General features: G+C 64.8%; 12 protein-coding genes. 4 read left to right on the forward strand and 8 right to left on the reverse strand.

The window, feature by feature from the left end; all coding sequences use genetic code 11:
- Positions 1–34 precede the first annotated feature (34 nt).
- The gene (locus DCM80_RS07080; protein ID WP_028137568.1) at positions 35–1,390 is read right to left on the reverse strand and encodes a hypothetical protein; all 1,356 of its coding nucleotides are present in this window, start codon (positions 1,388–1,390) and stop codon (positions 35–37) included.
- A gap of 173 nt (positions 1,391–1,563) precedes the next feature.
- On the opposite strand from DCM80_RS07080, the gene DCM80_RS07085 reads away from it, so the two are divergent.
- Positions 1,564–3,282, forward strand: a complete 1,719-nt coding sequence (locus tag DCM80_RS07085) for a caspase family protein (protein WP_257196330.1) — start codon at positions 1,564–1,566, stop codon at positions 3,280–3,282.
- 195 nt (positions 3,283–3,477) lie between these two features.
- Here DCM80_RS07085 and DCM80_RS07090 read toward each other — a convergent pair whose 3' ends face one another.
- The 6 genes from DCM80_RS07090 to DCM80_RS07115 form a co-directional block, all read right to left on the reverse strand.
- Entirely contained in the window at positions 3,478–4,596 is a 1,119-nt protein-coding gene (locus DCM80_RS07090) for a cobalamin-independent methionine synthase II family protein (protein ID WP_257196331.1), read from the reverse strand.
- A gap of 76 nt (positions 4,597–4,672) precedes the next feature.
- Positions 4,673–5,386: an ABC transporter ATP-binding protein gene (locus tag DCM80_RS07095; RefSeq protein ID WP_257196332.1), complete on the reverse strand. Its 714-nt coding sequence runs from the start codon at positions 5,384–5,386 to the stop codon at positions 4,673–4,675.
- A complete protein-coding gene (locus tag DCM80_RS07100) occupies positions 5,379–6,134 on the reverse strand; it encodes an ABC transporter ATP-binding protein (RefSeq protein WP_257196333.1) in 756 nt (251 codons plus the stop codon). Before DCM80_RS07100 ends, DCM80_RS07095 begins: the two co-directional genes overlap by 8 nt.
- Positions 6,131–7,159, reverse strand: coding sequence for a branched-chain amino acid ABC transporter permease (locus DCM80_RS07105; protein WP_028137573.1), 1,029 nt, complete (start codon positions 7,157–7,159; stop codon positions 6,131–6,133). Before DCM80_RS07105 ends, DCM80_RS07100 begins: the two co-directional genes overlap by 4 nt.
- Positions 7,160–7,167: 8 nt before the next feature.
- Positions 7,168–8,037 carry a branched-chain amino acid ABC transporter permease gene (locus tag DCM80_RS07110; RefSeq protein ID WP_025037494.1) on the reverse strand — a complete coding sequence of 290 codons (870 nt, stop codon included), beginning with the start codon at positions 8,035–8,037 and terminating at the stop codon, positions 7,168–7,170.
- Positions 8,038–8,213: 176 nt separating this feature from the next.
- Positions 8,214–9,392 (reverse strand): ABC transporter substrate-binding protein, encoded by a 1,179-nt coding sequence (locus DCM80_RS07115; protein WP_028137575.1) that lies wholly within the window; start codon positions 9,390–9,392, stop codon positions 8,214–8,216.
- 509 nt (positions 9,393–9,901) lie between these two features.
- Between DCM80_RS07115 and DCM80_RS07120 the strand changes: the two genes are divergently transcribed.
- Positions 9,902–10,186 (forward strand): hypothetical protein, encoded by a 285-nt coding sequence (locus DCM80_RS07120; protein ID WP_257196334.1) that lies wholly within the window; start codon positions 9,902–9,904, stop codon positions 10,184–10,186.
- A 63-nt stretch (positions 10,187–10,249) separates the two neighbouring features.
- Here the strand turns inward: DCM80_RS07120 and purU are convergent, their stop codons facing one another.
- A complete protein-coding gene (gene purU / locus DCM80_RS07125; RefSeq protein ID WP_257196335.1) occupies positions 10,250–11,113 on the reverse strand; it encodes a formyltetrahydrofolate deformylase in 864 nt (287 codons plus the stop codon).
- Between the two features lie 176 nt (positions 11,114–11,289).
- On the opposite strand from purU, the gene DCM80_RS07130 reads away from it, so the two are divergent.
- The gene (locus DCM80_RS07130) at positions 11,290–12,132 is read left to right on the forward strand and encodes a uroporphyrinogen-III synthase (RefSeq protein WP_257196336.1); all 843 of its coding nucleotides are present in this window, start codon (positions 11,290–11,292) and stop codon (positions 12,130–12,132) included.
- Positions 12,133–12,252: 120 nt separating this feature from the next.
- Positions 12,253–13,515, forward strand: coding sequence for an MFS transporter (locus tag DCM80_RS07135; protein WP_257196339.1), 1,263 nt, complete (start codon positions 12,253–12,255; stop codon positions 13,513–13,515).
- The last annotated feature ends 3 nt before the right edge of the window (positions 13,516–13,518 follow it).

A 13,518-nucleotide genomic window follows, 5' to 3' on the forward strand; every position in this document is an offset into this window, starting at 1 on the left:
CGGCGGGCGTTTGCGATGTTTACTTTTGATGATGTCAATCACGCCGGCGCGAGATGACGTAGGATTCGTCGAGAAACCAGAGCCCATTGTATTTTCGCAGCACGTCCCTGGCGGCATCCAGAGTGCGGCCGTTTTGAGTCATTTCTGTCAACCGGTCGTCCTCAATCTGAGCGACATACACCGCCGCATTCCACGCTGCAAAGGCCGTGGAGGTCCCGATCGTCCCGGTGACCTCGTTGGGCAGCGCTTCCATATCATACCTGAAGATCGAACGGTTATCCGCATAAGCATTAAAATTTAAGTCGCGGCCCACCGATCCGAGTTCATACTTAACGGCGCGCAATAGCTCATGACGGCTCACCGCGAAAGGATTTTCTCCGGGCCAGATCGCCTGGATCATTTCCATGCCCGGATCCTGGCCATGGGAGTGGATCCCGATCAGCCGCCCTCCCGGTCGAAGCGCCCGCGCAAGCGGTGCGATGATCCGCTTGGCCCGGAAGTTCACGGAGGACAGGGCGCGATAGGGCTGGGAGGCGATGACGAGGTCGAAATTGGCTTCGGTCTGGCCCGGCCGCGGAATGGTCGAGTCCAGCAGGAACCTGTGGTCCTCGCGATACAGCACCAGAACCACGGGCCGCTCATACAGCGGCATGGCGGTGCGCGGGCTGATCGCGGCGCGCCAGTTCTGCTCCAGAAACGGCCGGAGCTCGGCGATCTGCTGCTCGAACTCGCCCGATGAGGCGCCCCGCAGCGGGACCTCGTGCCAGACCGTCGCAGCCGCCGCCGCAGGCGATGCCGGCGTGAGCCAGGGCGCCTCCGAATAGAACATGTTGGTGAAGACGAACACCGACGCCGGGTGCTCGAAAATGCGGTCCGGCACCTTCTCCAGCGTCAGGCGCAGATCCTCGAGACTGAGCTCCTTGCCGGCGACGTAGAACGGCATGTGGGGAAAGCGCTGGTGCGTCGCGCGCAGCACCCGCGCCAGCACGGTGCCGTCGCCGACGCCGGCGTCGAACAGGCGCAGGGCCGGGGGGCGCGGATGGATCGAGGCGAGCTCCAGCGCGACCCTGTCCGCGACCACCCGCTTTTCGCTGCAGGTATGGACGAACAGCAGGTATTTCTGGCGGTTCTCGAAGAAGCGGAAATTGCCGCGCGGATCGCGCTTCTCGGGCGGCACCTGAAGCCCTCGCGGCGGCGGCATGCCGCCGGCCATAGAGGCCGCCATGTAGGCCTGGATCCGCTCCAGCGTGTCGATGGTGATGCGCTTACCCTCGCGCAGGCGATGCACCAGCTTCCCATCGTTCACTGCGCGCCGGCCAAAGGTCGATTCCGCCATGTCCGCCTTGCGGCAGAACTCCGTGATCTGGCTGAGGATTTCGTCGTTCTTCATGAGGTGGGACGCGGTGGGCAGACGGAGTGGGACGCCTCCTCCTAGCAAAGTCTGCCCACCAAGGGAATAGTGGATCGAAGCGCTTCCCCTGCCGTTTGCGCCGGCGCCAGCCGTGAACCGCTGCGGTCTGCCCGGCAACAAACAGGCGCCTCTCCTCTGAAGGGCCATTCGCCATGCGCCGCCTGCTCGTCGCGCTCAGCCTGCTCGTCGCAATCCCTTGGTCCGCACCGGCGCACGCGCAGGCGCGCAATCAGCTCGGGCCGCTCTGCACCACCGACACGACGCCGGCGGAGCAGATGATCGATGCCTGCAGCAAGATCATCGCGTTGAAGGTGTTTCGGGGCGAGCAGCTTGCGACCATCCATTTCTGGCGCGCGGTGGGCTGGAACAAGAAGGGCAATTACTCGAAGGTCATCGCCGATGCTACCGAAGCGATCCGGCTCCAGCCGAGCCAAGCGGGCTACAATCTCAGGGGATCGGCCTATTACGACAAGGGCGACTACGAGATCGCCGTTGCCGATTTTGACGACGCACTGAAGCTCGGACCGCCCAGCGGCACCATCTTCCACAATCGGGGCAACGCCTGGCGCGGCAAGCACGACTTTGCCAAGGCCATCGCCGACTACGACATGGCGATCAAGGCCGATCCGAAATCGGCATTCTCGTTCCAGAATCGCGGCATCTCGAAACAGGCGCTCGGCGACCTCGACGGAGCGCTCGCCGACATCAACCAGGCGATCCGGCTTGATCCTTCGCTGCCGCAGCCATTGATCAACCGCACCGCGATCTGGCGCGCCAAGGGCGAGCTCGATCGCGCCATCGCCGACGGCAGCGAGGCGATCCGGCTGGCCAAGGACAAGCCGCCGGTCAACATCATGACGCCGCCGAACAGCGTGCTGATCTCCGGCTACACAAATCGCGCCCTCACCTATGAGGCCAAGGGCGACTACGCCCGCGCGCGCGACGACTACCAGGCGACGCTGGCGATCGTGGCGTCCGACGCCGGCAGCAAGGCCAACCAGGCCACTGCCAAGGTACGGTTGTCGCTGCTGACGGATGCGGGCGCGCCGATCCCGCGCGATGCGCCCTCGCCGACAACGCAGCCGGCGAATAATCCCGCCTCACAGCAGACCGGCGCGGCCCCGGCCCCCTCGCCTGCCTCGACCGCTCGCGGCGTACGCATGGCGCTGATCATCGGCAACGGCGCCTATGCCCATGTCAAGGCGCTGCCCAATCCCGCCAACGACGCGCGCGCCGTCGCCAAGAGCCTGCGCGATATCGGCTTCACCGTGTCGGAGGGCATCGATCTCGATCGCGCCGCGATGCAGAAGATGACGCGCGAATTCCTGCGCGAAGCCGCCCGGGCGCAGGTCGCTTTGGTCTATTATGCCGGCCATGGCGTGCAGGTCGACGGCCGCAACTATCTCATTCCCGTCGACGTCGCGCTCAAGCCGGGCGCTGCCATGACCGAGGCGATGATCGACATGGATACGATCATGGCCGGCCTCGACGACCAGGTTCGCACCAACATCCTGATCTTCGATGCCTGCCGCAACAATCCCATGGCGCAGCAAGTGGCAAGCGCCGGCACCAACCGCGGTATCGAAAGCGCCTCGGGCCTGGCGGCACCGACCAGCCTGGGCGCTGGCGCGACATTGGGCGCCGGCACGCTGATCGCCTTCGCGACCGCGCCGGGCCAGGTCGCGCTCGACGGCGAAGGCGCCAACTCGCCGTTCTCTGCCGCGCTGTCCCGCCATATCGGCACGCCCGGGCTAGAGGTGCAGCAGATGCTGACGCGGGTGCGGGCAGAGGTGGTCTCGACCACCAGGAACAAGCAGGTGCCGTGGTCGAACTCCTCGCTGCTGGGCGAGGTTTATCTGGCGGAGAAGTGAGGCGGGATTTGCGCGCTGCTTGTGAGCACAGTGCGCCCGACGTTCGCTGTCGTCGCCCGGCTTGACCGGGCGACCCAGTATTCCAGAGACGTCAGCGATTTACCGTGAAACCGCGGCGTACTGGATTCCCCGCCTTCGCGGGGAATGACACCGAGCATGTGGTGAGGCTTCACCGTCGTTCACACGGTGCGGGGCTCAGTTGCCCCACACTTCCTTGGCGATCTCGACAGCGAGGCTGAGCTTGGCCCATTGCTCTTCCTCGGAGAGGATGTTGCCCTCTTCCGTGGAAGCGAAACCGCATTGCGGAGAGAGCGCGAGCTGCTCCAGCGGCGCGAACTTGGCGGCTTCCTCCAGGCGGCGCTTGATGTCGTCCTTCTTCTCGAGCTCGCCGAACTTCGAGGTGATGACGCCGACCACGACGACCTTGTTGCCCTTGGGCAGGAAGCGCAGCGGCTCGAAGCCGCCGGCACGGTCGGAATCGTATTCCAGGAAGTAGCCGTCGTAATTGGTGCCGGCCAGCATGGTTTCGGCAACGGGCTCGTAGCCGCCCGAAGAAATCCAGGTCGAGCGGAAATTGCCGCGGCAGACATGGGTCGTCACCACCATGTCGGCGGGCTTCTCGGCCAGCGCGTAGTTGATGATGCGCGCGTAGATCTGCTGCAGACCATCCGGATTGTCGCCGCGCTCGCGCGCCTTCTGCAATTCGTCCTGCGAGCAGAGATAGGCCCACACGGTGTCGTCGAACTGGAGATAACGGCAGCCGGCATCGTAGAACGCCTTCACCGCCTTGCGATAGGTCTTGCCGAGGTCCTCGTAGAAGGCCTCGAGATCGGGATAGACGTCCTTGGAGATCGACTTGCGGCCGCCGCGGAAGTGCAGCACGGCGGGCGACGGTATCGTCATCTTGGCGGTGACGTGGGCCTGGTCGGCGACCTTCTTCAGGAAGCGGAAATGGTCGAGCATCGGGTGGTCGGCGGGAAAGTCGAGCTTGCCGATGACGCGCACCGCGTCGTGGCGGGTCTGCACGCCCGCGAACTGGATACCGGCGTCGGGATGGAATAGCTCGCAGCCGGTGAGCTTGGCCAGGAAGTCGAAATGCCACCAGGAGCGGCGGAATTCGCCGTCGGTCGCGAGCTTGAGCCCGATCGAGGCCTGCTTGTGCACGACCTTCTCGATCTCCATGTCCTCGATCTTGCGCAGATCGTCGGCCGAGATCTCGCCCTTCTCCAGCCGGATGCGGGCTTCCTTGATCTTGGCCGGACGTAGGAGGCTGCCGACCTCGTCGGCGCGGAAGGGGGCTCTGGTTCGCTGCATTCTTGTTTCTCCCGAAATTTCAGCCGGCGCTCGTTGTACCTCCTCTCACCGCACGCGGGGAGAGGCGAAGAAAAAGTCAGTGGGCCGCCCCTGCGACGCCGAGATGCCGCTCCAGGACCGAGGAGTCGGCCCTCAGCGCGGCGCTCGGAGCGTCGTGGACGATCGTTCCGCGCTCCAATATCACAACGCGGTCGGCCAGCCCCAGAATCTTTTGGGCATTCTGCTCGACGATGATCGAGCAGATGCCGCCCCCCCGGGTGATGGTCCCGATCGCCTTCAGCAGCTCCTCGACGATGATCGGGGCAAGACCCTCGGTCGGCTCGTCCAGCAGAAGCACTTTCGGGTTGAGGGTGAGCGCGCGCCCGATCGCCAGCATCTGCTGCTCGCCACCGGAGAGCTGATTGCCAAAGTTGGTCCGCCGCTCCTTCAGCCGCGGGAACATCTCGTACACCTTCTCGACCGTCCAGGGGCCCGGCTGGGCCACCGCGGTCATGTTCTCCTCGACCGTGAGCGAGCGGAAGATGTTGCGCTCCTGCGGCACCCAGCCGATGCCGGCGCGCGCGCGCTGGTCGGGACGCAAGCTGGTGACGTCGGTGCCGGCCAGCACGACCGAGCCGGAGAAGCGGCGGGTGACTCCGACGACGGAGTTGATCAGCGTGGTCTTGCCGGTGCCGTTGCGGCCAAGCAGCGCCAGAACCTGCCCCTCGGCGAGGCGCAAGGACATGTTGGGCAGCACCACCGCTTCGCCATAGCCGGCACGAAGTGAGTCGATCGCGAGCAGGTCAGACATGGACCGCCTCCTCGCCGAGATAGACCGCCTTGACCTGCGGATCGCGCGCGACCTGCTCGGGCGGCCCTTCGGTCAGCAGCGCGCCGGAGACCAGCACCGAGATGCGGTCGGCAAAGGAGAAGACGAGGTCCATGTCGTGCTCGATCAAGAGCACGGTGACGTCGCGCGGCAGGCTGCCTACCACGGCGAGGATGTCATGGCGCTCGCTCTCGGGCACGCCCGCGGCGGGCTCGTCGAGCAGCAGCACGCGCGGCTTGGCGGCGATCGCGACCGCGATCTCGAGCAGGCGCTGCTTGCCGTAAGGCAGCGTCACGGTCTGCTCGTTCATGACGTCGAGCAGGTGGAAGCGCGCCAGCAGTTCGGCAATCTCGTCATTGACGTCACTGCGCGTGCCCATCCGTCGCCACCAATCGCCGCCATGGCCGAGACGCTCCGAAACGGCAAGGCCGATGGTCTCGAGCGGGGTCAGGTCGGGATAGAGCTGGTTGATCTGGAAGGTGCGTGACAAGCCGCGCAGCACGCGCTTGTGCACGGGCAGGTCGGTGATGTCCTGGCCTTCGAGCAGGATGCGGCCCGAGTTCGGCTTCAGCACGCCGGTGAGCTGGTTGATCACCGTGGTCTTGCCGGCGCCGTTCGGGCCGATCAGCGCGTGACGCGCCCCCTGCTCGACCTTGAGCGACAGATCGCGGGTGACGCGCAGGCCGCCGAACTGCTTTTCGAGGTTCTGGGTTTCGAGCGCGATGGTCATGCATCGCTCTCCGGCACGGCGACGACCGCCTTACGGCCTGCAACCTGCCTGATGACCAGATTCGGCACATACAGCACCCAGCGGTGCAGGCGCTGGCGGCCGACCAGCACGATCACGACCAGCACGAGGCCGATCCAGAACTGCCAGTATTGCGGGGTGATGGTGGAGAACAATTCCTGGAGCATGCGGAAGATCACCGCACCAATCAGCCCACCATAGAGATAGCCGGTGCCCCCGATCACGAGCACCAGCATCAGATCGGCCGAGCGCTCGAAAGCGAAGACGTCGAGCGAGGCGATCGCGGTGGTCTGGGTGAACAGCGCGCCCGCGATGCCGGCATAGAACGCAGCCAGCGTGTAGATCGCGATCAGGCGGCGGTTGACGGGAATGCCGATCGCCGCAGCCCGCAGCGGGTTGTTCTTGATCGCGCGCAGCGACAGGCCGAATGGCGAATGCACGACGCGGCGGGCGAACAGGAACAACAGGAACAGCACGGCCAGCGAGTAAAAGAAGCCGGCCTTGCCGAACATGTCGAACGGAATCTGGCCCAAGATCGGCTGCATCTCGATACCTTGCAGGCCGTCGGTACCGCCGGTGATGTTGGAGAAGCGTTCGGCGAGCGCTTCCAGCAGCAGCGCGATGCCGAGCGTCACCATCAGGCGCGTGAGGTCGACGCCGCGGATCACCAGGAAGCTGGTGGCAAAACCAAGCACCATCGCGGCCAGGCCCGCGACGAGCAGCGCGAGCACGGGCTCGTTGACGATACCGTGAAGCGCGAGAAGTCCAGCGGCATAGGCACCGACCCCGAAGAAGGCGGCGTGGCCGAGCGAGACGATGCCGGCATAGCCAAGGATCAGATCGAGCGACATCGTGAACAGCGCCAGGCGCAGGATGTCGGTCATGATCAGATAGCGCGAGGGAAAGGCGAAGCCGCAGGCCAGCACGATCAGCCAGAAGGCGATTTCGCCGTAGTGCCAGCGCGCCTGGCGCTGGGCGTGATAACCGACGTCGGAAGCAGCGCTCATCGGCGAACTCAGCGCGCGGCCGTGCGGCCGAACAGGCCGTTCGGGCGCCAGATCAGGATCACGATCATCATGGTGTAGATCACGAAGGGACCCATCTTCGGTACGTAGTACTTGCCGGCGACGTCGCCGATGCCGAGCAGGAGCGAGGCCAGGAACGGACCTGTTATCGAGGAGGAGCCGCCGACGGTGACCACGATCAGGAAGTAGATCATGAACTTCAACGGAAAGTACGGATCGAGACCGAGGATCTCGGCGCTGAGCGCGCCGCCGAGGCCTGCGAGCCCGCAACCAAAGGCAAAGGTGAAGGCGAACACCTGCGGCACGTTGATGCCGAGGCCGCTTGCGGCGCGGGGATCGTCGACCGCGGCGCGCAGGCGGCTGCCGAAGCGGGTCTTGGCCAGCACCATCTGCAGAGCGATGGTGAGCAGGCCGCAGATGACGATGATCATCAGCCGGTAGCGGCCGATGCCGACGCCGAACAGGTCGAACTGGCCCTGGAGCGCGGCCGGCAGATTGATGAAGACGCGCGACGAGCCCTGGATGTAGTCGACGGCGGCAACCGACATGAAGGTCAGGCCGATCGTGAACAGCACCTGGTCGAGGTGGCTGCGCGTATAGAGGTGGCGATAGAGCGTCCGTTCGAGCGCAATGCCGATCGCGGCCGAGGAGACGAAGGCGAGCGGCAGTGCGGCGAAGAACGGCCAGCCCATCCGGTTGACCAGCACCATGCAGACATAACCGCCGGCCATGGCGAAGGCGCCGTGGGCGAGGTTGACGAAGTTCATCAGGCCAAGCGTGACCGCAAGCCCGCAGGCGAGCACGAACAGCAGCATGCCGTAGGCGACACCGTCGAACAGGTTGGTGAGGATTGCGGTCATTGGAGGTCGAAAATCATCTCAGGTATGGCCGAGGCCGTGCTGCGCTCCCTCTCCCGCTTGCGGGAGAGGGTTGGGGAGAGGGTGTCTCCGCAAAGGGACAATCCCCTAGTGGAAGGAGCCCTCACCCGACGCTTCGCGTCGACCTCTCCCGCAAGCGGAGAGGTGAAACTACCGCGTCACTTCTTGGTCTTGCCGAGATCCTTGACCGCCTCGAAGGTGGCGAACTCGACATTGTACAGCTCGCCGTCGACCTTCTCGACCTTGCGGATGTAGATGTTCTGCACGATGTCGCGGGTCTCGGGATCGATCGAGATCGGGCCGCGCGGGCTCTCCCACTTCTGGCCCTTCATGGCTTCGATCAGCTTGTCGCCATTGGTATCGCCGCCGGTCTTCTTCAGCGCTTCGTAGATCAGGTGGATGCCGTCATAGCCGCCCACCGCCATGAAGCCCGGACGATTGCCGAACGCCTTCTTGTAGGCGGCGACGAAATCCTTGTTCATCTGCGAAGGGTGCGCCGCGGAGTAGAGGTGCGCGGTGACCGTGCCGAGCACGGCGTCGCCCATGTTGTTGAGCAGGTCGTCGTCGGTGACGTCTCCGGGCCCGATCACCTTGATGCCGGCCTTGTCGAGGCCGCGCTCGGCATACTGCTTCATGAAATTGCCGCCCTGGCCGGCCGGCACGAACACGAAGATCGCGTCCGGCTTGGCGTCTTTCATGCGCTGCAGGAACGGGGCGAAGTCGGGGTTCTGCAGGGGAACCTTGACCTCTTCGACCACCTCGCCGCCGCCGGCCGTGAAGTGCTGCTTGAAGAAGTTGAGAGCGTCATTGCCCGGCGCGTAGTCCGAGGTCAGCGTCGCCACCTTCTTGATGCCGTTCTTCGCCGCCCAGTCGCCGATGATGGTCGAGGACTGTGCCAGCGTGAAGCTGGTGCGTACGATATAGGGCGAGCGCTCGGTGATGATCGAGGTGCCGGCCGCCATGACGATTTCCGGAATCTTGGCCTGCGTTGCCAGCGGCGCCGCCGCGAGTGCGGCGGGCGTCACGCCGAAGCCGGCGATGAAGTTGACCTTGTCGTTGACGATCAGCTCCTGCGCGGCGGTCTTGGTCTTGTCCGGGATCGCGGCATCGTCCTTGAGGATGATCTCGATCTTCTTGCCGGCGACGGTGTCGCCCTTCTGCTGCATGTAGAGCTTGATCGCGTTCTCGATCTGCTTGCCGGTCGAGGCCTGGCCGCCTGTCATCGGCAGGATCAGGCCGATCTTGACGCTGTCCTGGGCCTTCGCAGGCGCGACGGCCGCGAGGCTTGCGATGGCGGCCGCTACGGCGGTCCGCGAAAGAATCTTGCGTTCGAACATCAGATGTCTCTCCCCTTCATTCCTGCTCTTGTGCCCTGGACCGAGTACCCGGCCCTTGCCTCAAACTTAGCCGACGCGCGAGCAATCATCGCTGGCCACATGGGCGTCTTTCGCGCCAACCTTGTCAATCGGACGTTTGGCGACTAGTCGGCGAGCCCTGCGTTCCGGTGACTCACCGACCGAAGCGGCGCCCCGGGTTTCCCTACAGCAACTCGCCCACCACTCATTTGTACGAATGTACAAAGAAAATGGACTTGTCAACGAAAACCCCGCCGCCAACCGACGCCATGTTGTCGCGAGCGCCGCATGGCAGTCTAGAACCGGCAGGGATCGCAGGCATGGAGGATTTCGTCTTTCGCTTGCAGAATATGTACATCCGCGCGCCCTGGCTTCCCGCATCTCGGTAATAAATTACCTATCTCGAATAAGTCTATTTTACCTTGTTGAAGGCTAAGCTTCTGCCCTGCCGGCCCGGGCTGGCGTCCACTGACCGACTGCGCGCCCACACAATGTCCAAGACTTTTCGTTCCGCCCTCGTCCTCGCTGCGCTCGCTGCGGGACTGTCCGGCTGCGGGACGGTCAACGAAAAACTCTCCGCCGGCATGGGCGACTATGTCCCGCAATGGGCCGGCGGCCTGCCGGCCGATGCCCCGCCGCGACCGGGCACCCCGCAATACGACGCCTACATGAAGGAACGCGAACGCAAGCGGCTGATGCCGGCGGCGGATCGCGAGAAGGAAGAGCAGGCGCAGAAGGGCGCGACGGGAACGACCTCAGCCGGCACGGCGCGCTGACGGGCCGAATGGCGAATTGGGAGTGGCGAATATCGCCCCTTTTCTATCCCCCGCCGCTATTCGCTAGTCCACGAACACCACGGTCTTGCGGCCGTTGAGGATGACGCGGTCGTCGAGATGGTAGCGGATCGCGCGGGCGAGCACGCGACGCTCGATGTCGCGGCCCTTGCGGACGAGATCCTCGGGCGTGTCGCGATGACTGATGCGCTCGACGTCCTGATCGATGATCGGGCCTTCGTCGAGATCGCGCGTGACGTAATGCGCGGTGGCGCCGATCAGCTTGACGCCGCGCTCATGGGCCTGGTGATAGGGCTTTGCGCCCTTGAAGCCCGGCAGGAACGAGTGGTGGATGTTGATGCAGCGTCCCGAAAGCTTGGCCGACAGGTCATCGGACAGGATCTGCATATAGCGGGCGAGCACGACGAGATCGGTCTTCGTCTTGCCGACGAGGTCGATGATCTGCGATTCCTGCTCGCGCTTGGTCTCCTTGGTCACCGGCAGGTGGTGGAATGGGATGCCGCCGAAATCGAGCCCGGCATAGACCTCCCGCGGATGGTTGGAGACGATCGCAGTCAGCGTCATCGGCAACTCGCCGGTGCGCCAGCGATAGAGGATGTCGACCAGGCAGTGGTCGGACTTCGACACCAGCAGCATCACCTTGCGATGCGCGGCGCGGTCGCGCATCTGCCATTCCATGCCGAAACGCTCGGCGATCGCGGCAAAGCCGGTCTGCAGCGCCGACAGTTCCACGGCAAGATCGGCCGCGGTGAACACCACCCGCATGAAGAACTTCTTGGTCTCGACGTCGTCGAACTGCTGGGCGTCGAGAATGTTCTGTCCATTGTGGGCGAGAAACGTCGACACCGCCGAGACGATGCCGGGCCGATCCGGACAGGACAAGGTCAGAACATATTGATGGTCGGGCATGTTGATGGACGGGCTTGGCTCTTGATGAAGGTTTGTGCAGCGGAACGACCCCGCGACCTGCACCCTGCTCTAGCACCGACCCCGCCCTTGCGCCAATCCCAAGACAAGCCCAAGACTTGCTTCGACATCATGCGCGGAGTCAGGATGAACAGACGATTGCGATTACGGAGAATCCCATGGCCGACCGCCTGAACGGCTACCGCATCCTGATCCTGGAAACGCGCGAGGAGGCGCAGTTTTCCAAGCTGCTGGCCGAGCAAGGCGCCGAGGTCGTGCAATGCCCGATGTTCACCATCCACGACGCGCCGGACCCCGCCCCGGTCGAGGCCTGGATCCGCCGCGCCATCGACAAGCCGCTTGACGATCTCGTGCTGATGACCGGCGAAGGCCTGCGGCGGATCATGAAGCTTGCCCGCGCCCGCGGGATCGACGCCGACTTTGTCGCCGCGCTCGCCAAGACGCGGACATTCACCCGCGGCCCAAAGCCCGGCAGGGCGCTGCGCGAGGTCGGGCTGGAACCGCAGCAGACGACAGAGAAACCGACCACCGAGGGCGTGATCGAGATGCTGAGCAAGCTCGACCTCAGGGGACGACGCCTCGGCCTGCAGCTCTATCCGGACAAGGAGCATAGCGCGCTGACCGGCGCGCTGGCCGCACAAGGCGCCGCGGTCGATACGGTGCTGCCCTATGTCTACGATTCCAAGGCGGCCGATACCAACATCATCGCCGCCGTCGACGACATGGCCGCGGGACGGATCGACGCCCTCGCGCTCACCAATCTCGGCCAGGTCCGCCGCCTGATCGAGGCCGCGAAGGCGCATGGCAGCGAGGCCAAGCTGCGCGCCGGCCTCGAACGGACGCTGATCGCGTCGGTCGGCCCGGCGGTCTCCGGCGAGCTCGCCGCCCACGGCCTGCGCACCGACGTCTCGCCGGCGGAGGAAGCGTACTTCATGCGACCGCTCATCTCGGCGATGGCCTCAGCCCTGGCGCAGCGGAAGCCGAGAGCCACGACGAGGTAAGAGCCGAACGCGGGGGCGGCCTGCGGCAGCTGCGATTGACACGAGCATCGCTGGCGCTAGCTTGCGAGCAAGAAGAAACCACACGGGCTGGGAAATCGCCGTGATACGAGCCATCGCGCCTTGAGCAGAGCCGCACGAACTTCCGCGCTCGCGCCGTTCCGCATTCGCAACTATCGCTTTCAATGGCCGTCGGATCTGCTCACCTCCTGGGCGTTCGAGGTCGAGACGCTCGTGCTTGGCTGGTACATCCTGGTCGAGACCGGCTCGGTGCTGCTGCTCACCGTGCTTGCCTCGCTCCAGTTCGTCGGGACATTGGTCGCGCCGGTGTTCGGCATGATCGGCGATCGCATGGGCCATCGCGATCTCCTGGTCGTGATGCGTCTTGCCTATACGGTGCTCTCGTCAACCATCATGGTCCTGGCGCTGACCGGTCATCTGTCGCCGCTGAGCGTCATGATCATCGTCGCGATCATGGGTTTGATTCGTCCCTCCGATCTCGGCGTCCGGGGCGCGCTGCTCGCCGAGATCATGCCGGCCGAGCAGCTGGTGGGCGCCATCAGCGTTGCACGCACCACCCAGGACAGCGCGCGCATCGCCGGCGCGTTGACCGGCGCCGGATTGTTCGCGGTCCTCGGCATCGGTCTCGTCTATGTGGCGATCGCCTGCCTCTATCTGGCAGCCGCGCTTCTCATGCTCTGCCTGACCCGGCCCAAGAGAACCGTCGTCACGAGCGATCTTCCGGCCAACAGCCACGCGGTGTCGCGACTGCTGGGCGAGCTCAAGGAAGGAATCGTCTACGCCTGGAATGGCCCGGGAATGCGCGCGGCGCTGTGCGTGGCGTTCCTGGCCAATCTCACCGCATTTCCCTTCACGGGCGGGCTACTCCCCTACATCGCCCGCGACATCTTTCATACCGACCAGACCGGCCTCGGTTACCTCTCGGCGAGCTTCGCGATCGGCTCGCTGATCGGCTCCATCACGCTCAGCCTCGTCGGCGGACTGCGCATTGCCCGGCTTCTGATCGGCGCGACGCTGGCCTGGTACGCCATGCTGCTGATATTCGTCGAAATCAGGACCATGCCGGTGGCGATGGCCTGCCTCGTTCTCGCCGGCATCGCCCAGAGCATGTCGATGATCTCGGCAGCCGTGATCCTGATGCGGTCGGCCAGTGCGCATCTTCGCGGCCGCGTGATGGGCGTGCGCATGATGGTGATCTACGGCCTGCCGATAGGATTGCTCGCGGCCGGCAGCATGATCGACGTCATCGGCTATTCCGCAACCGGCTCGCTCTATGCCGCCGCGGGCTTCATCACGATGCTGGCGATCGCGATCCGCTGGCGCGCCGATCTATGGCCGGTGCACGCGCCCGCCAATGCGCGATGAGGT

It is taken from the genome of Bradyrhizobium sp. WBOS08 (assembly GCF_024585125.1).
Lineage (GTDB): Bacteria > Pseudomonadota > Alphaproteobacteria > Rhizobiales > Xanthobacteraceae > Bradyrhizobium > Bradyrhizobium japonicum_B.

Bases quoted from the DNA above. Each gene is read 5' to 3' on its own strand.
- DCM80_RS07080 (WP_028137568.1), bottom strand. From the start codon at position 1,390: ATGAAGAACGACGAAATCCTCAGCCAGATCACGGAGTTCTGCCGCAAG.
- DCM80_RS07085 (WP_257196330.1), top strand. From the start codon at position 1,564: ATGCGCCGCCTGCTCGTCGCGCTCAGCCTGCTCGTCGCAATCCCTTGG.
- DCM80_RS07090 (WP_257196331.1), bottom strand. From the start codon at position 4,596: ATGCAGCGAACCAGAGCCCCCTTCCGCGCCGACGAGGTCGGCAGCCTC.
- DCM80_RS07095 (WP_257196332.1), bottom strand. From the start codon at position 5,386: ATGTCTGACCTGCTCGCGATCGACTCACTTCGTGCCGGCTATGGCGAA.
- DCM80_RS07100 (WP_257196333.1), bottom strand. From the start codon at position 6,134: ATGACCATCGCGCTCGAAACCCAGAACCTCGAAAAGCAGTTCGGCGGC.
- DCM80_RS07105 (WP_028137573.1), bottom strand. From the start codon at position 7,159: ATGAGCGCTGCTTCCGACGTCGGTTATCACGCCCAGCGCCAGGCGCGC.
- DCM80_RS07110 (WP_025037494.1), bottom strand. From the start codon at position 8,037: ATGACCGCAATCCTCACCAACCTGTTCGACGGTGTCGCCTACGGCATG.
- DCM80_RS07115 (WP_028137575.1), bottom strand. From the start codon at position 9,392: ATGTTCGAACGCAAGATTCTTTCGCGGACCGCCGTAGCGGCCGCCATC.
- DCM80_RS07120 (WP_257196334.1), top strand. From the start codon at position 9,902: ATGTCCAAGACTTTTCGTTCCGCCCTCGTCCTCGCTGCGCTCGCTGCG.
- purU (WP_257196335.1), bottom strand. From the start codon at position 11,113: ATGCCCGACCATCAATATGTTCTGACCTTGTCCTGTCCGGATCGGCCC.
- DCM80_RS07130 (WP_257196336.1), top strand. From the start codon at position 11,290: ATGGCCGACCGCCTGAACGGCTACCGCATCCTGATCCTGGAAACGCGC.